We start from the raw sequence: 19,969 nt of genomic DNA, 5'->3' as shown, positions 1-19,969 counted from the left end.
ATAGAATGCGCCATGCCTACCACGCCGCCGCTGGGGCGGTCAAGCGATCCACGCGTCGGGACCCACTGATGTCGGCACCACGAAAGACGAAGGTGGACAGTTCGGCTCGGCAACGGCTCATCGAGGCGACGGCCAAGATCATGCGCGAGGAGGGGTACGCCGCCGCCACGTCGCGACGGGTGGCCGCCGAGGCGGGCGTCAAGCAGGCGCTGGTCTACTACTACTTCCCGACCATGGACGACCTGTTCGTGGAAGTGCTGCGGGCCGGTGCGGAAGCCTCGCTGGAACGGATGCGCGAAGCGCTCACCGCCGACGAACCGCTGCAGACGCTGTGGGCGATGAACAGCGATCTACGCATGACCGGGCTGAACACCGAGTTCATGGCGCTGGCCAACCATCGCAAGGCGATCCGGGCCGAGCTGAAGTCCTACGCCGAACGCGTCCGCGACATCGAGACCGCCGCGGTGGCCGTCGCACTGCGTGCCCGCGGGGTCGACCTGCAGGAGTATCCGCCCGCCGCGGTCTCGATGCTCATCGCCCAGACCGCACGCAGCCTGTGCAACGAGAGTGCGGTCGGCGTCACCCTCGGGCACGACGAGTTCCGCGCGTTCATGGAACGCCAGCTGAACCGGTTGGCGGCGCGCGGTGACGGTTGACAAGAGGGGCCTCCAATGCCACGCTCCTGATCGGTCGATCAAACAGTGATCGGCATCAGCGCCGCCGAGTGACGACGGCCCGAGGGAAGGTTGGCGATATGGGCGGTCGGGTCGACGGCAAGGTTGCGTTCATCACCGGTGCCGCGCGCGGTCAGGGCCGCAGCCACGCGGTGCGTCTCGCCGAAGAAGGCGCCGACATCATCGCGGTGGACGTGTGCGCGCCGATCAGCAGCAACACCGAGATCCCGCCCGCCACCCCGGACGACCTCGCCGAGACGGCGGATCTGGTCAAGGGCGTGAACCGCCGTGTCATCACCGCCGAGGTCGACGTCCGCGACTTCGACGCCCTCGATGCCGTGGTGCGCAGCGGTGTCGAGCAATTCGGCCGGCTCGACATCGTCGTGGCGAACGCCGGGATCGGCAACGGCGGTCAGACACTCGACAAGACCAGCGAGGACGACTGGCGCGACATGATCGACGTCAACCTGTCCGGCGTCTGGAAGACCGTCAAAGCCGCTGTGCCGCACCTGCTCTCCGGCGGCCGGGGCGGTTCGATCATCCTCACCAGCTCGGTCGGCGGACTCAAACCGTATCCGCACACCGGCCACTACATCGCGGCCAAGCACGGGGTGATCGGACTGATGCGGACCTTCGCGGTCGAACTGGGTCAGCATTCGATCCGGGTCAACGCGGTGTGCCCCACCAACGTGAACACACCACTGTTCATGAACGAGGGCACCAAGAAGCTGTTCCGTCCCGATCTCGAGAACCCGGGGGTCGACGACCTCGCCGTGGCGGCGCAGTTCATGCACGTGCTGCCCGTCGGCTGGGTGGAGCCGATCGACGTCAGCAACGCCGTGCTGTTCCTGGCATCGGACGAATCTCGTTATGTGACCGGGCTACCCGTGACCGTCGACGCCGGTAGCATGCTCAAGTAGCGCTTGTCGCCTGCCACGGGAGTACCGAGTGAAACTCGTCTTCAATCTGCCTCACATGCTGCGGCTCAAGGCAATGATGCAGCCGTGGGAGGCGTCGGTCACCGGCGCGGACCAGACCCGGATGGCCAAATGCGCGGATGCCTGGGGGTACGACATGATCGCCGTCCCCGAGCATTTCGTGATCCCCAACGATCACGTGGAGCTGTCGGGACCGCACTATCTGCAATCGACGGTGGCGCAGGCCTACCTCGCGGGGGCGACCGAACGCATCCGGCTGAACTCCTGCATCACCGTGCTGCCGCTGCAGCATCCGATCGTTCTCGCCAAGGCGCTGGCCACCGCGGACTGGATGAGCGGCGGCAGGATGATGGTGACGTTCGGTGTGGGTTGGTTGGAAAGGGAATTCGAGCTGCTCGGCGTTCCGTTTCACGAACGCGGTCGGATGGCGGACGAATATCTTGCCGCGATCATCGAGCTGTGGACCAGCGACTCGCCCAGCTTCCAGGGCAAGTACGTGTCGTTCGACGACGTCGCCTTCGAGCCGAAGCCGGTGCAGAAACCGCATCTGCCGGTGTGGATCGGCGGGGACGCCGACGCCGCGCTGCGCCGGGCGGCGAAGTACGCGTCGGGTTGGTGGTCGTTCCTCACCCCACCCGACAAGATCGCCGAACGCCTCGACTTCATCACCTCCCAACCGGGGTACGACGGTCGGCCGTTCGACGTCGTCCACGGCCTCGGCACGACGCGGGTCGGTGAAGGACATGTGGCACAGGACGATCCGCACGGGCGCCCCGGCATGAACGCCGCCGAGATCGTGGACCGCCTGTGCTGGCTCGGCGAACAGGGTGTCACCGTCAGCGCCGTCCCGTTGCCTCCGGTCAGCGGCGTCGACGAATACCTCGACTACGCCCAGTGGGTCGTCGAAGAGATCAAACCGCAGGTGCCCTGACGGGTCACAGCGCCGACGAGAACCCGCCGTTCGCGCAGATCGTCTGACCGGTGATCCACGAACCGTGGTCGCTGGCCAACACCAGGGCGAGGTGGGTGACGTCGTCGGGGACGCCCGGCCGGCGGATCGCATAGCTCTGCAGGATCGCCCTGGCCTGAGGGGAATCGCCGTGCTCGGCCCACAGGGATTCGGTGAGCGGCGTGCGCATCGTCCCCAACGAGATGTTGTTGGCGGTGATCCCGAAGCGGCCGTTCTCCAGCGCGATCGAGCGCATCAGCCCTGCCGCACCCGCTTTCGCGGCGCCGTAGACCGCACCGCCCGGGTCGCCGGTGCGGCCCGCGTCGGACACGATGGTCAGGATGCGGCCCCACCCGTTGTCGATCATGGCGGGTAACACGGCCCTGGTGCAGTTCAGGACGCCGTAGAGGTTCACACGCAGGAACGGTTCCCAGTCGGCGGGGTCGGTCTCGGCGAACCGGCCGCGGTGGGCGAAGCCCTCCGAGCCCGCGTTACCTGCGTTGTTGACCAGGATGTCGACAGGCGCGGCGTCCGCGACAGCCGTTGCCGCAGAAGCGTAATCGGTGACGTCGAACGGCGTGGCCTCCGCCGCACCGCCCCGCTCGGTGATCTCGGCCACGACGCTCTGCGCACGTTCGGCCCGCAGATCGTTCACCAGCACGTGCGCACCCGCGGCCCCGAAGGCGAGAGCCAGCCCGCGGCCGACGCCCTGACCGCCGCCCGTGACGAGGACCCGCCGTCCGTCGAGCGTGATCTCCACCGTCACTGCCGATCCCCTTCCGGGGCATGCGCCCGCGTCACCATGACCGGAACCTGGCTGTGGTGCAGCAGGTTCATGCTGGTCGATCCCAGTACCAAGCCGGCGAGGGCGTTTCGGCCGCGGCTACCCACCACCACCAGTTGCGCGTCCGCGGCGTGGCTCAGCAGCGCGCGGGCCGGCGACATCGTCTCCACCACGCTCTCCGCGTCGACGTCGGGATGGCGCTGCCGCCAGCCGTCCACGAGTTCGGTCAGCGCGCTCCACTCGGCGGCTTCCAGCGCTTCCCAGTCGATCAGGAAGGGGATGGTGACGTCACCGGCCGGCGCCCGGGTTGTCCAGGACCGTACGACGACGAGCTTGACCCTGAGGGCTGACGCGACGTCGAAGGCCGTCGCCAGCACCCCCTCGGCCGCGGCGGTGCCGTCGACACCGACGACGATCGGCTTGTCGGACACGGCGACCTCGTCGCCGCGGAACGCGACGACGGGGCACGCCGCGTGGGTCGCCACCCGCAGCGTCGTCGACCCCATGATCAGCGCGGCCGCACCGGTGACGTCCTGACCGCCCAGGACGATCAGCCGGGCGGTCCGGCCGGCGTCGATGAGCGCCTCGTCGACGGGCGTCTCGCTGGCCTCTGTGGTGACGGCGAGGTCGGGCCGGTCCGCGCGGACGGCGTCCTCGGCGGCCCGCAGGAAGATCAGTGCGGAGTCGCGCTGATAGGACATGATCGCCGCCTGGATCGCGGCGGCCGTCTCGGTCAGGTTGCGTCCGAGACTGGGCATGGCGTGCAGGATGTGCAGCGACGCACCGCACGCGGCGGCCACCGCGCCGGCCCAGCGGGCGGCCCGCAGGGCGCTGTCACTGCCGTCGATGCCGACGACCACGGCAGAGGTGTGCTCAGACATGAATGGTCCTTTCACCGTCACCCGTCCGAGGGTGGTCCCCACGATGCTCCCTCATCGTCACGTCCCACCGGAAGCGGCACCTCGGCCTGCCACCGCGCCCGCCGCTGCTCGTCGGTCTGCTCCCACCACGGCGGTGTCCCGCGCTCGCCCAGCGCGACCTTCGCGGCGTGCACGCCGGCCCGCGCGGCCCGCTCACCCTCGGTGCCCTTGGTGCGGCGGACCTCCCGTCGCCAGGACATCAGGATGCGGGTGAGCTGCGCCCTGCGCTCCTCGGGGATCGACGGGTCGGTGGCACGCCACTTACGCCCGTTGATCACGACGTGGTGGCCGTCCTCGGTGATCGGCGGTTCCGCCATCCGGCGAGTGTAGAGACGGGTGCCCCGGGACAGGGTTCGGACGCCCCGTATGCCACAGTCTTTGCCATGGGCACCTATGCCGTCACAGGTTCGGCGTCGGGTATGGGTCGCGAGACCGCCGATCGACTGCGCGCCGACGGTCACCGCGTCATCGGCGTGGACGTCAAGGAGGCGGACGTCGTCGCCGACCTGTCCACACCGGACGGTCGGGCGCGGGCCGTCGCGCAGGTCGTCACCGCCGCGGGTGGGCACCTCGACGGCGCCGTCCTCGCGGCAGGTATCGGTCCGGGCAGCGGTAAGAGCCGGCTGCGGCTGATCGCCGAGGTGAACCATCGCGGAGTCGTGGAACTCCTCGAGGGATGGCGACCCGCTTTGGCGGCCGCCGGCAACGCGAAAGTCGTTGTGATATCCAGTAACTCGACGACCACCACGCCGATGGTGCCCAAGCGTGCGGTGAAGGCGCTGCTCGACGGGGACGTCGACAAGGCGGTCCGCGCGGTGCGGCCGTTCGGCCCCGTGGCCTCGGCGCTGATCTACGCGGCCTCGAAGATCGCGGTGAGTCGCTGGGTGCGCCGCCACGCCATCCGGCCGGAATGGGCCGGCGCCGGGATCCGGCTCAACGCGCTGGCACCCGGGGCGATCATGACCCCACTGCTCGAGGAGCAGTTGGCGTCGAAGCAGCAGTCCAAGGCGGTGCAGCGGTTCCCGGTCCCGGTCGGCGGTTTCGGCGACGCCGGTCAGCTCGCGGACTGGATCCGGTTCATGCTGTCCGACGCCGCCGACTTCCTGTGCGGCAGCATCATCTTCGTCGACGGCGGCACCGACGCGCACTTCCGCACCGACGCCTGGCCGAAGCCCGTCCCCGCCCGCGGGTTGGTGTCCTACCTGAAGCGGTTCCGCAACTAGCGATCGGCGGCCAGACCCCGCGGTTGCGCACCCGTATCGATCAGCTCGGTGCCGCGCGTCTCGCGCACCCGCCAGATCGCGACGATGGTCACCACACCGCACCCCGCGGCCAACGCCACCACCGGGGTACGCGAGATCCCGTCCGCCATCAGGCTGCTGGCGATCAGCGGTGTGAAGCCGGCACCCAGCAGTGCGGCGAACTGGTATCCCATCGAGGCACCGGTGTAGCGCACGTGCGTGCCGAACATCTCGGAGAAGAGCGCACCCAACGGGGCGTACATCAGCGACTGCAGCACCTGCGCGAGCACCATCGCCACGATGAGTAGAGGCACCGAACGCACGTCGACCAGCGTGTAGAACGGCCACGCGTAACAGACGATCCCGATCGCGCCGGTGACGACGACCGCCCGCCGCCCGACCCGGTCCGACAGCGCCGAGAAGAGCGGAATGGTGATCAGCGCCGTGGTGGACGTGAAGATCAGCGCGGTCATCACATCGGTGCGGTGGTATCCGATCGCCGTGGCGTAGCTGATCATGTAGGTGCTGATCAGTGCCGTCAGCGCGAACGGCCCGATCCCGACCGCGCAGGCCAGGACCAGGTTCTCCGGACGGCGCAGCACCTCGAGGAGCGGGGGGCCCGCAGGCCCGCCGCCGGTCCGTTTCGCCCGTTCGAAGACGGGGCTCTCGGTGATGGACAACCGCACGTAGATCCCGATTCCGAGAAGCAGCAGGCTGACCAGGAACGGCACCCGCCAGCCCCAGGACAGGAACGACTCGTCCGGCATCAGCGTGATGGCGGTGACGACAGCCACCGACAACAGCGAGCCGATCGGCGAACCCATCTGCATCACACCGTTCCAGGCGCCGCGGCGGTGCGGCTCGGCGTGTTCGGTGACCATCAGGGTGGCCCCGCCCCATTCGCCACCGATGGCCACACCCTGGATCACGCGCAGCGCCACCAGCATGATCGGCGCCGCGACGCCGATCGCGGCGAACGTCGGCAACACCCCGACCAGGAAGCTCGCGACACCCATCAGCGTCATGGTCAGCACCAGCATCGACTTGCGGCCGATGCGGTCCCCGAAGTGGCCGAACAGGATTCCGCCAACGGGGCGCGCGACATATCCCGCGGCGAGCGTCCCGAAGGCGGCGATGGTGGCGACGGCGGGGTCGGACTCGGGAAAGAAGACAACCCCGAAGACGAGCGCGCTCATCGTTCCGTAGACCAGGAAGTCGTAGTACTCGATGGCCGTGCCGAGCAGGCTCGAGATGGCGACCCGGCGCAGCAGCGCCGGATCCGGCCTCGACGTGTCGTCCATGCGTGGCCCCTCGCTCAGTTGCCGGAAGATCCCATCCTCGCGTCCGACAGTCCCCCGGACAGGGGTTGCTCCCACCTACCGAGAGAATGGCTGTCGCCGCGCGCCCAGCGGCCCTAGCCTGCAGCGGGGGACTGTCCGCCGGCAGCGTGTGCCACCGATGACGAGGAGCCGTACATGACCGCCCCATCCGACCAGTTGCCGCTCCAGGACCTGACCACGCCGTCGGGAACCCTGCGGTATTACGACACCGGTGAGGGTCCGACGGTGCTGTTCCTGCACGGCTCGGGGCCCGGCGTCACCGGATGGCGTAACTTCCGCGGCATCCTGCCCGCGTTCAGCGCTCACTTTCGCTGCCTCGTCCTCGAATTCCCCGGGTTCGGGGTGAGCGACGACGCCGGCGGTCATCCGATGATCGACGCCCAGGGCGCGGTCGCGCCGTTTCTCGACGGCCTCGGTATCGAGCAGGTGGACATCGTCGGCAACTCGATGGGCGGCGGCGTCGGCATCAACTTCGCCATCCACCATCCGGACCGCATCCGGCGGCTGGTGACCATCGGCGGTATCGGCACCAACGTCTTCAGCCCCGGACCCAGCGAGGGGATTCGGCTGCTGCAGGAGTTCACCGAGGATCCGACGCGGGCGCGGCTGGTCGACTGGCTGCGGTCCATGGTCTACGACGAGGCACTGGTGACCGAGGAGCTGATCGCCGAACGCTGGCAGCTGGCAACAGATCCGGAGACGCTCGCGGCCGCGCGCCGCATGTACGGCAAGAAGGCGTTCGCACAGATGATGGCGTTCATGCGCACGGCGGACATTCCGCAGCCGTGGGCGCAGATGCACAAGGTGGCCGCGCCCACGTTGCTCACCTGGGGCCGCGACGACCGGGTCAGCCCGCTGGACATGGCGCTCATTCCGATGCGGACGATTCCGAACGCCGAATTGCACGTGTTCCCGAACTGCGGGCACTGGGCGATGATCGAGGCCAAGGCCGCATTCGAGGCGACGGTGCTGTCGTTCCTGACGCGGGGGTAGTGCGCGCGGGCTACTCGGCCTTGAGCAGCTCGAAGCCCTTGTAGCCGGCGGCGGCCACCTCGGCGCAGATGTCCAGGTAGACGCCGAAACCTCCGATGAAGAGCATGAACACCCGCGGTTTGCCGGGCACGTTGGCGCCCATGTACCACGAGTTCGCCTGTGTGAACAGCGTCGCCTCGGCCCGCCGCGAGAGTTCGGCGCCCCAGTCGTCGACCGCCTGCGGGGTGGCTTCGATGGCGGCGTACCCGTGGCGGTCCAGATAGTCGATGCAGTCGGCGATCCAGTTCACGTGGGCCTCGGCGTGCAACACCATGTTGGCCAGCACCGCAGGCGCCCCCGGGCCCGACACGATGAACAGGTTGGGGAAGCCGTCGACGCCGAGCCCGAGGTAGGTCCTCGGCCCGTCGCGCCAGTCGTCGGCGAGCCTCTCACCACCGCGCCCGACGATGTCCATCTTGGCCAGTGCCCCGGTCATCGCGTCGAAACCCGTCGCCAGCACGATGGCGTCGACGTCATAGTGTGCGTCGGAGGTGTTGATCCCGTCCGGGTCCACCGATTCGATCGGTGTCTTGCGAACGCTGATCAACTCGACATGGGAGCGGTTGAAGGTCTGGAAGTAGTTGGTGTCGGTGCAGATCCGCTTGGTACCGATCGGATGGTCGTTCGGGATCAGCAGGTCGGCGACGGCGGGGTCGTCGATGACGGCGCGGATCTTCTCCTCGTAGAACTTGCGGGCCTCGTCGTTGGCCTGCGGGTCGATCATCTGGTCGCGGAAGGTCTTCGAGAACAGCACACCGCCGAGTTCCCAACGCCGTTCGAACGCCGCCCTGCGCTCCTCGGGTGTCACCTCCATGGTCAGCTTCGGGTGTGCGATGTGCGGTGACCCGCCGCCGCTGCGCCAGGACAGCTGCCGCCGCTCGTCGTAGTTCGCCTTGACCGCGGCGACGTCCTCCTCGGTCAGCGGTCGATTACCCGCCGGCACACTGTAATTCGGGGTCCGCTGGAAGACGTAGAGCTGCGCGGCCTGCTCGGCGATGATCGGGATCGACTGGATGCCGGACGATCCGGTGCCGATGACCGCGACCCGCTTGCCGGTGAATTCGACGTCCTCGTGCGGCCAGTCCGCGGTGTGGTAGATGTCGCCGGCGAAGGTGTCGAGGCCGGGGAACTGCGGGGTGAGCGCCGCGGACAGCGGGCCCGTCGCCATGATGCAGAACCGGGTGTTGAGGACCTCGCCGGTGTCCGTCTTCACCGTCCACTGCAGCGTGTCCTCGTCGAGTACCGCGGAGGTGACCTTCGTGTTGAACGTGATGCCGGATCTGAGGTCGAGCTTGTCGGCGACCCAGTTGATGTAGCGCAGGATCTCGGCCTGGGTGGCGTACTTCTCGCTCCAGTTCCACTCCTGCTGGAGCTCCTCGGAAAACGAGTAGCAGTAGTCCACGCTCTCGACGTCGCACCGCGCCCCGGGGTACCGGTTGAAGTACCAGGTGCCGCCGACGTCGGGGGCGGCCTCGAACACCCGGACGCGCAAACCCTGCGAGCGAAGCCTGTGCAGTGCGTAGAGCCCCGCGAAGCCGGCGCCGACGACCACCGCATCGACCTGGTTGAGCAGCTGATCAGCCGAGGTGTCCACGACGATCACGCTAGGCGTGGCCCGCCCGCGCGCGGAGGGGTCCTTCCCGGTCAACGGACGTCGCGTTCCCGATCCGCACCCTGCGCCTCCATGATCGCCGGCGTGGACTTCCTGCGGCTCACCGTCACCGACGTCATCGAGGAGAGCCACGACACCCGGTCGCTGGTATTCGCCGTCGCCGGAGATGTCCGCTTCGACTACCGACCGGGTCAGTTCGTGACGCTTCGGGTGCCCGGCGACCAGGGGGATGCGGTGGCCCGCTGCTATTCGCTGGCGAGCTCACCGCACACCGACGCCGCACCCAAGGTGACGATCAAGCGGGTTGCCGGCGGATACGGCTCGAACTGGTTGTGCGACAACGTCGCCGCCGGCCACATCATCGAGGCACTGTCACCCTCCGGGACGTTCACCCCGGCTGATCTCGACCGCGACCTGGTGCTGTGGGCCGCCGGGAGCGGCATCACCCCGGTGATGTCGATCCTGAAGTCGGCGCTCGCGGTGGGCAGCGGGCGGATCGTGCTCGTGTACGCCAACCGCGACGAGCGGTCGGTGATCTTCGCGGCCGAACTGCGCGAACTGACCGCCCGCCACCCCGACCGGCTGACTGTCGTGCACTGGCTGGAATCCGTACAGGGGATACCCCGCCGGGACCAGCTCACGGCCCTGGCCCGGCGGTTCACCGGCGGCGAGGCGTATCTCTGCGGGCCCGCACCGTTCATGACCGCGGTGCAGGCGGCGCTCGCCGACGCCGGTGTGCCCCGCGACGAGGTGCACACCGAGGTGTTCCGGTCCCTGACCGGCGATCCTTTCGCGGAGGTCGCGCCGGTCGACACCGCGGCCGATGGCGAGGCCGCCGACCTGCGGGTCGACCTCGACGGGCAGCAGCACTCCCTCCGATGGGCCCGCCCGGCCACGCTCGTCGACGTGATGCTGACCGCGGGTCTCGACGTGCCGTACTCGTGCCGCGAGGGACAGTGCGGATCCTGCGCGGCCACCCTGGTCAGCGGACAGGTCGACATGCCCGACACCGAGATCCTCGAGCCTGAGGACATCGAGGCAGGCACGATCCTCGGTTGCCAGGCGCGTCCGGCCTCCGACGAGATCCACGTCGAATTCTGACGTCGGTGCTGACGGCTTTTCCATTCACCGGGATTCGCCCACGAGCGGCGCACGATACCGGTAGACCATCGAAGAGAGCCCCACGAGAGAAGGACGTCCCATGACCGACCGGGTAATCGACCGGGTGATGGAACTGGCCGACCAGTTCCGCGAACAGGCCGTCGAGGCCGAGAGGCTCGGCCGGCTCTCGGACACCACGGTCAAGAACATGAAGACGGCCGGCCACATCCGGTTGCTGCAGCCCGAGCAGTACGGCGGCTACGAGGTCCACCCACGGGAGTTCGCCGAGACCGTGATGGCCACCGCCGCGCTCGATCCTGCCGCGGGTTGGGTCAACGGCGTGGTGGGTGTGCACCCGTACCAGTTGGCGTACGCCGACCCGAAGGTCGCCCAGGAGGTGTGGGCCACCGACGTCGACACGTGGATCGCGTCGCCGTACGCCCCGCAGGGGGTGGCCCGGCCGGTCGACGGCGGATACCTGTTCACCGGACGCTGGCAGTTCAGTTCCGGCACCGACGCCTGCGACTGGATCATCCTGGGCGCGATGGTCGGCGACAGCGAGGGCAGACCGGTGATGCCGCCGCAGATCCTGCACATGATCCTGCCCCGCAGCGACTATGAGATCGTGGACGACTCCTGGGACGTCGTCGGCCTGCGCGGCACCGGGTCGAAGGACGTCATCGTGCGCGACGCGTTCGTCCCGGCCTACCGCACCATGGACGGTCTCAAGGTCATGGACGGCTCCGCGCAACGCGAGGCCGGGATGACCAAGACCCTCTACAAGATGCCGTGGTCGACGATGTTCCCGCTCGGGATCAGCTCTGCGACCATCGGCATCTGCGAAGGGGCCCTGGCCGCGCATCTGGACTATCAGCGCGAACGGGTCAACGCCAGCGGCGTCGCGGTCAAGGACGACCCGTACGTGATGTACGCGATCGGCGAGGCCGCCGCCGACATCGAGGCCTCCCGCCACGCACTGCTGTCCAACGTCGACCGGATCTACGACATGGTCGACGAAGGCAAGGAGGTGACGTTCGCCGACCGGGCGGCTGTGCGCCGCAGCCAGATCAAGGCGGTGTGGCGGGCGGTGTGCGCGGTCGACCAGATCTTTGCGCGGTCGGGTGGCAATGCGCTGCGCATGGACAAACCGCTGCAACGGTATTGGCGTGACGCGCACGCCGGGGTGGCGCACGCGATCCACACGCCCGGCACCATCTACCACGCATCCGCGCTGAGCTCACTGGGGGTCGACCCGCAGGGTGCACTGCGGGCGATGATCTGAACGGGAAGGAACGACCATGACAGCGTTGAAGAGCCTCGGCTACGTCACCGTCCAGACCGCCGACATCGACCGGTGGCGCCACTTCGCCTTCCAGGTCCTGGGTTTCGCCGAGGGCAGCGGGCCCGACGAGTCGTGCCTCTACCTCCGGATGGACGAGCGCGCCGCGCGCATCATCGTCCGGCCCGGTGACGTCGACCGGATCGTCACCGTGGGCTGGGAGGTCCGCGACCATGCGGCGCTCGACCAGGTCAAACGCGATCTCGACGCGGCGGGTGTTCCGTTCAAGGAGCTGTCGCTCGAGGAGGCCGACGCACGGCGCGTCGAGGAGGTCATCGCGTTCGAGGATCCCGCGGGCACCGCGCTCGAGGTGTTCCACGGCGCGGTGCTCGACCACAGCCCCGTCGTGACACCCTTCGGCGCCCGGTTCGTCACCGGTGCGCAGGGTCTGGGCCACGTCGTACTTCCCGCGCTCGACCCCAATGGCCTCTTCGAGTTCTACACCGGCGTACTAGGATTCAAGTCACGCGGCGCGTTCCGGGTGCCGGTTCCGCCGGAGTTCGGGCCGGTGCGCGTGCGCTTTCTCGGCATCAACGAACGCCACCACAGCCTGGCGATCTGTCCGGCCGCGACCCTGCGCGACCCCGGTCTGGTGCACATGATGGTGGAGGTGGACAGCCTCGACGCGGTCGGCCAGGCCCTCGACCGCGTGAACGCCGACGGGTACCAGCTGTCCTCGACGCTCGGCAGGCACACCAACGACAAGATGGTGTCGTTCTACGTTCGCGCACCGGGCGACTGGGACATCGAGTTCGGCACCGAGGGCATGCGGGTCGACGAAACCTATTACACCGCAGAGGAGATCACCGCCGACAGCTACTGGGGCCACCAGTGGGTGGGCGACCTCCCCGCCGCGATGCGGCCGTGAGCGCCGGCGACGTGCGCCCGGTGCCTGCCGCGTCGGTCAGGCAGTGGGATCACGAGGCCGACGTGGTCATCGCCGGTTACGGGGTCGCCGGTGCGGCCGCGGCGGTCGAGGCGTCCCATGCGGGCGCCGACGTGCTGGTGCTCGAACGGACCGGCTCGTGGGGCGGTGCGGCGTCGATGGCGGGCGGATTCATCTACCTCGGCGGCGGCACAGCGATCCAGAAGGCGTGCGGGTTCACCGATTCCGTCGACAACATGGCGGCGTTCCTCAACGTGGCCATGGGACCCGGCGCCGACACCGCACGCATCGCCGATTACTGCGAGGGCAGCGTCGCCCACTTCGACTGGCTCGTGGAATGCGGGGTCCCGTTCAAGGCCGAGTTCTTCGGTGAGCCCGGCTGGGAGCCGATGGGCGACCAGGGCCTGATGTACAGCGGCGGGGAGAACTCCTCTCCGTTCAACACGATCGCCACGCCTGCGCCCCGCGGCCACGTCCCGCAGATGTCGGGCAAGAAGCAGGGTGAGGCCAGCGCCGGCTACATGCTGATGAAGCCGCTCGTCGACACCGCCACGGCGGCCGGCGCGCGCTCGCTCTACGACGTGCGGGTGCACGCGCTCGTGGTCGAGTCCGACGGTCGGGTGGTCGGCATCCGGGCCCGGCAGTACGGCACCGAGGTGACCATCCGGGCGCGGCGCGGGGTGGTGCTGGCCACCGGCAGCTTCGCGTACAACGATGCGATGGTGGCCCAGTACGCCCCGCGGATCGCGGGCCGTCCCGCCGCGTCGATCGAGCAGCACGACGGCCAGGCGATCCGGATGGCCCAGGCGCTCGGCGCCGGCCTTGCCCACATGGACGCCACCGAGGTCGCGATCTTCATCGACCCGCAGCAGTTGGTGCGCGGAGTACTGGTCAACGAACGCGGCCAGCGTTACGTCGCCGAGGACACCTACCCGGGCCGGGTGGGCCAACTGACGCTGTACCACCAGAACAACACCGCGTACCTGATCATCGACGGCGACGCCCAGGACGAGGCGATGGCCTCGCAGTCGCCGCAGCTGATGATGCGCCCGCCGACCTGGGTGTGCGAGACCGTCGCCGAACTGGAAGCCGAGATCGGGCTGGCGCCCGGATCGCTGCAGGCCACGATCGCCGCCTACAACGACGGCGCCGCCCACGGCGAGGATCCGTTGCTGCACAAGAAGGCTCAGTGGCTGCGTCCAATCGGATCCCCGGTCGGAGCGATCGACCTGCGGGAGAGCACCGGCGGATTCACCCTCGGCGGTCTGCAGACGTCGCTGGACGGCGCGGTGCTGCACGTCGACGGGGACCCGATCCCGGGCTTGTTCGCCGCCGGCCGCTCGACGGCGGGCCTTGCGGCCTGGGGGTATGCCAGCGGAATCTCATTGGGCGACGGCAGCTTCTACGGCCGCCGCGCCGGGCGGTCGGCCGCCAAGGGCTGAGCGCCCGTTTCCTTCCGATATGGCCGTGCCCCTGGGGGGCGCGGCCATTCGGCTTTCGACCGGTGTGGGCTGAGTCCAGATTCTGCATCCATGTGACACGGCCCACCCGTTTGTGATACAAACAGGCATATTCCTAATAGGAATATGCCTGATCTGCACTTCAGCCCCAGGAGGCGTCATGACCATGGCTCCAGTCAGCCCGGAATCCACCACCCCCAGCGCGGTCATCGACCGGGTGTCACTGGTACTCGACGCCTTCGACGGCCCGGGCCGACTGACCCTGGCGCAGATCGTGCGACGCACCGGCCTGCCCCGGTCGTCGGCACACCGCATGCTCGAGCGCCTGGTGCAGCTGCGCTGGCTGCGCCGCAACGGCCGCGACTACGAACTGGGCATGCGGCTGGTCGAGCTCGGGTCGCTGGCCGTGCACCAGGACCGGCTGCACCGCGCGGCGACGCCGCTGCTGCACGATCTGCACCGCGCCACCGGGCTGGTGGTGCACCTCGCCGTCCTCGACGGCGCCGACGTGGTGTACCTCGAGAAGATCGGCGACCGGATGGTCGCCGCACTGCCGAGCCGGGTGGGCGGCCGCCAGCCCGCGCACTGCACCGCGATCGGCAAGGCGTTGCTCGCGTACAACTCCGATGCCTGCGACGACGTCGACCTCACCAATCGCCGGACCAAGTACTCCATCGGCACCGCTGCGCAACTGGCGGCCGAACTCGCCAAGACCCGCGCCCACGGGGTCGCCTTCGACCGCGAGGAGTCACTGCCCGGCTTCGGCTGTGTGGCGGCACCGATCGGCACACCCGGCGAAGCCGTCGCAGCCCTGTCCGTCTGCGGTCCGATGGGCCGGATGGCGTTCGACCAGCGCCTCGTCGCGCCGGTCCGGATGACCGCGATGGGCGTGTGGCGCAACGTCGACGGCGGACCGCAACGCGTCGCACCCACCCTGCAGCAGGTGCGCCCGCTGCGTGGCGGCCCGGTCCTGCAGCCCGCATGACCCTCGATCCGCAGATCGCCCGGATGATCGAGGCGCTCGACAGCGGCTTCCCGCCGGTGCACACCATGACCGGTGCGCAGGCGCGGGCCACCATCCGCTCGCGGTTCGTGGCACCCGCCGAACCCGAGCCGGTCGCCGGGGTCGAGGACCGCTCCGTGGGTGGGATCCGGGTGCGGATCTACCATCCCGCCGGGGCCCCTGCCGGGCCGTTGCCGGTCCTGGTGTACGCCCACGGCGGCGGGTTCGTGTTCTGCGACCTGGACAGCCACGACGGGCTCTGCCGGGACATCGCGAATCGGACTGCGGCCGTCGTCGTTTCGGTGGACTACCGGCTGGCTCCCGAACACGGCTGGCCGACGGCGGCCGAGGACGTGTACGCGGTCACGCGGTGGGTGGCGGACAACTGCATCGCACTGGGAGCCGATCCCGGGCGGATCGCGATCGGCGGCGACAGTGCCGGAGGCAATCTGGCCGCGGTCACGGCGTTGATGGCCCGCGACCGCGGCGGGCCGGCGCTGGCGGCCCAACTGCTCGTCTACCCGATGATCACGCCGGACTTCACCACCGAGTCGTACCGGCGCTTCGGCGCCGGGTACTACAACCCGGCCGAGGCTCTTCGGTGGTACTGGGATCAATACGTGCCCGACGAAGCCGACCGTGCGCATCCCTACGTCTCGCCCCTGCATGCCGATCTGCGCGGACTGCCGCCGGCCGTCGTGGTGATCGCCGGTCACGACCCCTTGCGCGACGAGGGCCTGCGGTTCGGTGAGGCACTCGCCGCAGCCGGAGTGCCCACTATGGTGCGCCGGTTCGACGGCGGTATCCACGGATTCATGACGATGCCGAGCCTCGAGATCGCGCAGGCCGCCCGGGCCCAGCTGTGCCGTGACGCCGCGGCGCTGTTGGCGGGGGTGCCTGCCGGTGGCTGAGGTGTTCGTCGTCGACCGGGTGGTGACGCGGCCCGGCCGCACCCGGGAGTTCGTCGACGCCTACCTCACCGGATACGCACCCGGCGCGCGGGAGCGCGGTATGACGCTGCGGCAGGTGCTGGTGAGCCCGCCGATCTGGTTCACCGACCAGCCCAACACCGTCACGGTGACGTGGTCGCTGCCCAGCGCCAGGGCGTGGTGGGAGATGACGTGGCAGGGCCGGCCCGATCCGTCGATCGGCGAATGGTGGTCCAGTATCGAGGATCTCGTCGTCTCGCGGGACCGGAGTGTGGCCGCCGAGGCCGACGAAGTGGACGGGCTCTGCGATGTATAGCGTCATCCGGCTGATCGACACCGACGATCCGCAGGTCATCGAGACACTGCGCCGCCACACCTTTCACGCAGACCGTGCGCTCATCGAACCGACGTTGCCCGGGGTGCGCAACGGCGGCGACATCCTGGTTCATCTGCGGTTCGCCGACGCGGCCGCGCGTTCCAATGCCGTCGCGAAGCTCGACGACCTGCTGGGCCGGGAGGCGGTGCGGCACGTCAACGGCGCCACCTATCACGGGGAGACCACTCCCGGGGCCGACGGGGACGGCACCGTGTACCGCGCCCTGCTGCTGCGCGTGCGCGAGGGCACCGACACGGCCACCGTCCGCCGCTTCGAGGACGATCTGCGGCTCCTCCCCCGCTACGTGCGGACCATCCATTCATGGCAGCTCAGCCGCGTCGAGGAGGCGGTCGGCGCGTCACCTTGGACACACGTCTTCGAGCAGGAGTTCACCGATGTCGACGGGTTGATGGGCCCGTACCTCATGCATCCGATCCACTGGGCATACGTCGACCGGTGGTTCGATCCCGAATGCCCGGACTTCATCGTCCGGGATCGGGTGTGTCACAGCTTCTGCCGCAACGACTTGGTGTGAGCGCGTGAAGATTGCGGTGTGACTACAGACCGGCGGGCAGGATGTTCGGGTTGGCGGTCGCCGGCGGCTCGAGCGGCGCAAGCAGCTCGCGACCGTCGAGGGTGTGCACCGGCAGCCCCTGTGACCACGGATAGTGCAGGCTGAACGCGACGAGCCCGGTGCGTTCGGCCGCAGGCCGGTGACACATCGCGAGCACGGTCTCCGCGAGATACTCGACGGGCTCGGTCGGGAATGTGTCCGGAATCAGCTGCGCCGCACCGGGAGTGCGCACTGCCGTCGACGGACCCACGCAGTTGACCGCGATGTCGTCGTCCAGCACCTCGGCCGCCAGGCCCTGGGTGAACCGGTGCAGCGCGGCCTTCACCGACGCGTAGACGACGTCACCGGAGGACTTGTTGTACTCCCGGAACGGTCGCACCGGCGCCATCCCGGTGACCGAGCCGATGTTGACGATCCATCCCGCGCCCTGGCTCCGCATGTGCGGAATCGCGCACTGCGACAACACGAACGGTGTGCGCAGATAATGTTCGACCGTGCGGTCGAAGGTGTCCATGCCCATGTGCTCGATCACCGAGTAATCGGCGTAGCCGGCGTTGTTGACCAGGATGTCGAGGCGGCCGGTGCGGTCGAGCACATCGTCGATCAGCCGTAGCCGCTGCTGGTGGTCCTCGAGATCGGCCGCCACGGCGTAGGCGGTGCCGCCTCCCGCCTCGATCATCTCGACGGTCTCCCCGATGGTGCCCGGCAGCGCCGCCGCCGCACCGGCGCGCATCGAGGGCGACGGACTGTGGGAGCGCGCGGTGACGACGACGGTCGCGCCTTCCGCGGCCAACCGTTGGGCGATGGCGCGGCCGATGCCCCGACTGCTCCCGGTGACCAGCGCCGTCTTCCCGCTGAGAAGTCGAGTCATCGGAGCTCGAAGTGTTCTTCGACGGGCGCCCGGTGCTGCTGCCACACGTCGATCAGGCGGAACGGGGTCGCGACCACCACCCGCCCCGATCCGGAGCGGTAGTAGGTGTGGGCGTTGGGCGTGTGACACCACACGGTGCGCGTCATCGCCTCGTCGATGTCCGCGACGTAGTCGTCGTACGCCTCCTGTGTCACCTCGATGGTCTTCGCACCCCGTATCGCCATGAGCTGTAGGCATTCCACGATGTAGTGGGCCAGCACCTCCATGGAGAAGTTCGCGCCCGCACCGTGGCCGGGGCTGTAGTTCGGCGCCGAGGTGATGAACAGGTTCGGGAAGCCGGGGACCGTCCCACCGCGGTAGGCGCGCGGGCTGTCGCCCCACTCCTCGCGCAGCGTCCGGCCGCCGCGCCCGCGGATGTCCACCGTGGACAGGAAGTCCAGGTGGTAGCCGGTGGCGTAGACGATGACGTCGAGGTCGATCTGCCTGCCGTCGCGGGTGACGATGCCCTTGGCGTTGACCTCGGCGGGTTCGCTGGCCTCCACGTCGACGTGGTCGCGGGTCAGCGCGGCGTAGTAGCCGCCCGGATCGCGGATGATCCGCTTGCCGTACGGCGCGAAGTCCGGCGTCACCTTCTTGGCCAGTTCGGTTCCCTTGCCGAACGTCCGGTCGATGTAGTCCAGGCACATCTGCAGCAGGACGTCGTTGGCCGGCGAGATCGACAGGTGCTCCTGCGCCCAGTCCGGATCGCGCAGGATGACGGGATAGTTGTTGTCCGCCGTGGCCCAGTACGACTTCAGCCGATGCCAGTTGGCGTAGTACGGCAGGCGCCTGCCGAGGAAGCGACGGTACTCGGGGACGTCGTCGGAGAGCCGCTTGCGCGGTGCCACCCAGTGGGGCTGGCGCTGGAAGACGGTCAGGTGCTCGACCTGGTCGACGCAGGCGTCGACGATCTGCACCGCGGTGCACCCCGCGCCGATGATCGCCACCCGTTTGCCCGTGAGGTCCAGCGACGGATCCCACTGCGCGGAATGCACGCTGACACCCGCGAACGTCTCGCGGCCGGGGACGTCGGGCCACCGCGGGCGGTTGAGGTATCCGGCGGCGGTGATCACCACCCGCGAATGGCTGACGCTGCGGGTGCCGTCGCGGTCGACGGCGTGGATCTGCCACTCCCCGCGGTCCTCGTCCCACCACAGCGCCTCGACCTCGGTGCCGAACCGGGTGTGCTCCCGCAGACCGTACTTGTCGGCCAGCGACACCAGATAGGCCTGGTACTCGGCGCCCTGGGGGTAGTAGTTCGTCCAGTCCGGGTTCACCTCGCGCGACAGCGAGTAGTAGGCCGACGGGGTGTCCACGCCGATGCCCGGGTACTTCGTGGTCAGCCACGTCCCGCCGACCTCGTCGTTGCGGTCGTAGATCTCGTACGACACGCCTGCGTCGGCGGCGGCCAGCGCGGCGACGATGCCCGCGATGCCTGCCCCGACGATCGACACGGTGGTGTCCGGCGCAATGGGCACATCGCGCGGCAGCGTGGGCTGCGACAGCTGAAAGCCGCCCTGTTCCAGCAACAGTGGGACGAACTCGTCGCCGACCTCGGACCCCAGTGCGACCGGCAGCAGCCGGGCGAACAGTTCCGGGTCGTCGGCGGTGAGACCGCCCTGCGGCCGAGGCGCGCCGAGCGCGACGACGATCCGGTCGACCAACGCCTCCAGGGTGGAGGGGTCTGTGACCCCGGCCCGTTCCGGCGGATCGGGCACATGCGAGACAGCGGGGCCGAACTCGTCGACCACCGAGAGGTCGCCGGTCATTTGGGCCAACACCGCCACGAGCACGCCTGGGTCGGCCTGGCGCAGGTGGCCCCGCAGCTCCGCATCAGTCGTCACGGCGACGAGTATCCGACCGCTGCCGGGCACCGGGCACCGTCCTGCCTACTGAGCGGG

General features: G+C 69.0%; 20 protein-coding genes. 13 read left to right on the top strand and 7 right to left on the bottom strand.

Features of this window, described 5'->3' with window-relative positions; genetic code table 11:
- Nucleotides 1-68: 68 nt before the first annotated feature.
- The 3 genes from AU196_RS20075 to AU196_RS20065 all read left to right on the top strand — a co-directional run bounded on the left by AU196_RS20075 (nt 69) and on the right by AU196_RS20065 (nt 2,543).
- A complete protein-coding gene (locus AU196_RS20075; RefSeq protein ID WP_059096812.1) occupies nt 69-656 on the top strand; it encodes a TetR/AcrR family transcriptional regulator in 588 nt (195 codons plus the stop codon).
- Nucleotides 657-754: 98 nt separating this feature from the next.
- A complete protein-coding gene (locus AU196_RS20070; RefSeq protein WP_059096811.1) occupies nt 755-1,594 on the top strand; it encodes a mycofactocin-coupled SDR family oxidoreductase in 840 nt (279 codons plus the stop codon).
- A gap of 28 nt (nt 1,595-1,622) precedes the next feature.
- Nucleotides 1,623-2,543: a TIGR03619 family F420-dependent LLM class oxidoreductase gene (locus AU196_RS20065; protein ID WP_059096810.1), complete on the top strand. Its 921-nt coding sequence runs from the start codon at nt 1,623-1,625 to the stop codon at nt 2,541-2,543.
- Between the two features lie 4 nt (nt 2,544-2,547).
- On the opposite strand, the gene AU196_RS20060 is transcribed toward AU196_RS20065, so the two are convergent.
- From AU196_RS20060 to AU196_RS20050, 3 genes are read right to left on the bottom strand one after another with little or no spacing between them, the layout of a single operon-like run.
- Nucleotides 2,548-3,327: an SDR family NAD(P)-dependent oxidoreductase gene (locus tag AU196_RS20060; protein ID WP_059096809.1), complete on the bottom strand. Its 780-nt coding sequence runs from the start codon at nt 3,325-3,327 to the stop codon at nt 2,548-2,550.
- The gene (locus AU196_RS20055; protein WP_059096920.1) at nt 3,324-4,226 is read right to left on the bottom strand and encodes a universal stress protein; all 903 of its coding nucleotides are present in this window, start codon (nt 4,224-4,226) and stop codon (nt 3,324-3,326) included. The genes AU196_RS20060 and AU196_RS20055 overlap by 4 nt, the downstream gene beginning before the upstream one ends.
- Nucleotides 4,227-4,243: 17 nt before the next feature.
- Nucleotides 4,244-4,582: a hypothetical protein gene (locus AU196_RS20050; protein WP_059096808.1), complete on the bottom strand. Its 339-nt coding sequence runs from the start codon at nt 4,580-4,582 to the stop codon at nt 4,244-4,246.
- A gap of 66 nt (nt 4,583-4,648) precedes the next feature.
- Between AU196_RS20050 and AU196_RS20045 the strand changes: the two genes are divergently transcribed.
- Nucleotides 4,649-5,488 carry an SDR family oxidoreductase gene (locus AU196_RS20045; RefSeq protein ID WP_059096807.1) on the top strand — a complete coding sequence of 280 codons (840 nt, stop codon included), beginning with the start codon at nt 4,649-4,651 and terminating at the stop codon, nt 5,486-5,488.
- Here AU196_RS20045 and AU196_RS20040 read toward each other — a convergent pair.
- Nucleotides 5,485-6,807 carry an MFS transporter gene (locus tag AU196_RS20040; protein WP_059096806.1) on the bottom strand — a complete coding sequence of 441 codons (1,323 nt, stop codon included), beginning with the start codon at nt 6,805-6,807 and terminating at the stop codon, nt 5,485-5,487. The genes AU196_RS20045 and AU196_RS20040 overlap by 4 nt on opposite strands.
- Before the next feature lie 174 nt (nt 6,808-6,981).
- On the opposite strand from AU196_RS20040, the gene AU196_RS20035 reads away from it, so the two are divergent.
- Nucleotides 6,982-7,839, top strand: coding sequence for an alpha/beta fold hydrolase (locus AU196_RS20035; protein WP_059096805.1), 858 nt, complete (start codon nt 6,982-6,984; stop codon nt 7,837-7,839).
- A 10-nt stretch (nt 7,840-7,849) separates the two neighbouring features.
- Here AU196_RS20035 and AU196_RS20030 read toward each other — a convergent pair whose 3' ends face one another.
- The gene (locus AU196_RS20030; RefSeq protein ID WP_059096804.1) at nt 7,850-9,472 is read right to left on the bottom strand and encodes a flavin-containing monooxygenase; all 1,623 of its coding nucleotides are present in this window, start codon (nt 9,470-9,472) and stop codon (nt 7,850-7,852) included.
- Nucleotides 9,473-9,562: 90 nt separating this feature from the next.
- Here AU196_RS20030 and AU196_RS20025 point away from each other — a divergent pair, with 90 nt between their 5' ends.
- The 8 genes from AU196_RS20025 to AU196_RS19990 all read left to right on the top strand — a co-directional run bounded on the left by AU196_RS20025 (nt 9,563) and on the right by AU196_RS19990 (nt 17,119).
- A complete protein-coding gene (locus AU196_RS20025) occupies nt 9,563-10,591 on the top strand; it encodes a ferredoxin--NADP reductase (protein WP_059096803.1) in 1,029 nt (342 codons plus the stop codon).
- A 100-nt stretch (nt 10,592-10,691) separates the two neighbouring features.
- Complete coding sequence (locus AU196_RS20020; RefSeq protein WP_059096802.1) at nt 10,692-11,873, top strand: acyl-CoA dehydrogenase family protein; 1,182 nt, start codon at nt 10,692-10,694, stop codon at nt 11,871-11,873.
- Between the two features lie 16 nt (nt 11,874-11,889).
- The gene (gene bphC, locus AU196_RS20015; RefSeq protein ID WP_059096801.1) at nt 11,890-12,798 is read left to right on the top strand and encodes a biphenyl-2,3-diol 1,2-dioxygenase; all 909 of its coding nucleotides are present in this window, start codon (nt 11,890-11,892) and stop codon (nt 12,796-12,798) included.
- Nucleotides 12,795-14,258 (top strand): FAD-dependent oxidoreductase, encoded by a 1,464-nt coding sequence (locus AU196_RS20010; RefSeq protein ID WP_059096919.1) that lies wholly within the window; start codon nt 12,795-12,797, stop codon nt 14,256-14,258. The genes bphC and AU196_RS20010 overlap by 4 nt, the downstream gene beginning before the upstream one ends.
- 178 nt (nt 14,259-14,436) lie before the next feature.
- Nucleotides 14,437-15,261 carry an IclR family transcriptional regulator gene (locus AU196_RS20005; protein WP_059096800.1) on the top strand — a complete coding sequence of 275 codons (825 nt, stop codon included), beginning with the start codon at nt 14,437-14,439 and terminating at the stop codon, nt 15,259-15,261.
- On the top strand, nt 15,258-16,190 hold the full coding sequence (lipP1, locus tag AU196_RS20000) for a LipP1 family hormone-sensitive lipase (RefSeq protein WP_059096799.1): 933 nt from the start codon (nt 15,258-15,260) through the stop codon (nt 16,188-16,190). The genes AU196_RS20005 and lipP1 overlap by 4 nt, the downstream gene beginning before the upstream one ends.
- On the top strand, nt 16,183-16,524 hold the full coding sequence (locus AU196_RS19995) for a hypothetical protein (RefSeq protein ID WP_059096798.1): 342 nt from the start codon (nt 16,183-16,185) through the stop codon (nt 16,522-16,524). The genes lipP1 and AU196_RS19995 overlap by 8 nt, the downstream gene beginning before the upstream one ends.
- Entirely contained in the window at nt 16,517-17,119 is a 603-nt protein-coding gene (locus tag AU196_RS19990) for a Dabb family protein (RefSeq protein ID WP_059096797.1), read from the top strand. The genes AU196_RS19995 and AU196_RS19990 overlap by 8 nt, the downstream gene beginning before the upstream one ends.
- Nucleotides 17,120-17,141: 22 nt before the next feature.
- Here the strand turns inward: AU196_RS19990 and AU196_RS19985 are convergent, their stop codons facing one another.
- Together AU196_RS19985 and AU196_RS19980 are read right to left on the bottom strand one after the other, a co-directional pair.
- Nucleotides 17,142-18,029 (bottom strand): SDR family NAD(P)-dependent oxidoreductase, encoded by an 888-nt coding sequence (locus AU196_RS19985; protein ID WP_059096796.1) that lies wholly within the window; start codon nt 18,027-18,029, stop codon nt 17,142-17,144.
- Nucleotides 18,026-19,837 (bottom strand): flavin-containing monooxygenase, encoded by a 1,812-nt coding sequence (locus tag AU196_RS19980; RefSeq protein WP_231737659.1) that lies wholly within the window; start codon nt 19,835-19,837, stop codon nt 18,026-18,028. The genes AU196_RS19985 and AU196_RS19980 overlap by 4 nt, the downstream gene beginning before the upstream one ends.
- Between the last annotated feature and the right edge of the window lie 132 nt (nt 19,838-19,969).

Source organism: Mycobacterium sp. IS-1742, assembly GCF_001500125.1.
Lineage (GTDB): Bacteria > Actinomycetota > Actinomycetes > Mycobacteriales > Mycobacteriaceae > Mycobacterium.
The sequence above is the reverse complement of the archived record's forward strand: the minus strand, read 5'-3'. Positions and strand labels throughout refer to the sequence as shown.

Bases quoted from the DNA above. Each gene is read 5' to 3' on its own strand.
- bphC (WP_059096801.1), top strand. From the start codon at position 11,890: ATGACAGCGTTGAAGAGCCTCGGCTACGTCACCGTCCAGACCGCCGAC.
- lipP1 (WP_059096799.1), top strand. From the start codon at position 15,258: ATGACCCTCGATCCGCAGATCGCCCGGATGATCGAGGCGCTCGACAGC.
- AU196_RS20025 (WP_059096803.1), top strand. From the start codon at position 9,563: ATGATCGCCGGCGTGGACTTCCTGCGGCTCACCGTCACCGACGTCATC.
- AU196_RS19980 (WP_231737659.1), bottom strand. From the start codon at position 19,837: ATGACCGGCGACCTCTCGGTGGTCGACGAGTTCGGCCCCGCTGTCTCG.
- AU196_RS20035 (WP_059096805.1), top strand. From the start codon at position 6,982: ATGACCGCCCCATCCGACCAGTTGCCGCTCCAGGACCTGACCACGCCG.
- AU196_RS20075 (WP_059096812.1), top strand. From the start codon at position 69: ATGTCGGCACCACGAAAGACGAAGGTGGACAGTTCGGCTCGGCAACGG.
- AU196_RS20055 (WP_059096920.1), bottom strand. From the start codon at position 4,226: ATGTCTGAGCACACCTCTGCCGTGGTCGTCGGCATCGACGGCAGTGAC.
- AU196_RS19990 (WP_059096797.1), top strand. From the start codon at position 16,517: ATGTATAGCGTCATCCGGCTGATCGACACCGACGATCCGCAGGTCATC.
- AU196_RS20045 (WP_059096807.1), top strand. From the start codon at position 4,649: ATGGGCACCTATGCCGTCACAGGTTCGGCGTCGGGTATGGGTCGCGAG.
- AU196_RS19985 (WP_059096796.1), bottom strand. From the start codon at position 18,029: ATGACTCGACTTCTCAGCGGGAAGACGGCGCTGGTCACCGGGAGCAGT.
- AU196_RS20050 (WP_059096808.1), bottom strand. From the start codon at position 4,582: ATGGCGGAACCGCCGATCACCGAGGACGGCCACCACGTCGTGATCAAC.
- AU196_RS20005 (WP_059096800.1), top strand. From the start codon at position 14,437: ATGACCATGGCTCCAGTCAGCCCGGAATCCACCACCCCCAGCGCGGTC.
- AU196_RS20070 (WP_059096811.1), top strand. From the start codon at position 755: ATGGGCGGTCGGGTCGACGGCAAGGTTGCGTTCATCACCGGTGCCGCG.
- AU196_RS20040 (WP_059096806.1), bottom strand. From the start codon at position 6,807: ATGGACGACACGTCGAGGCCGGATCCGGCGCTGCTGCGCCGGGTCGCC.
- AU196_RS20020 (WP_059096802.1), top strand. From the start codon at position 10,692: ATGACCGACCGGGTAATCGACCGGGTGATGGAACTGGCCGACCAGTTC.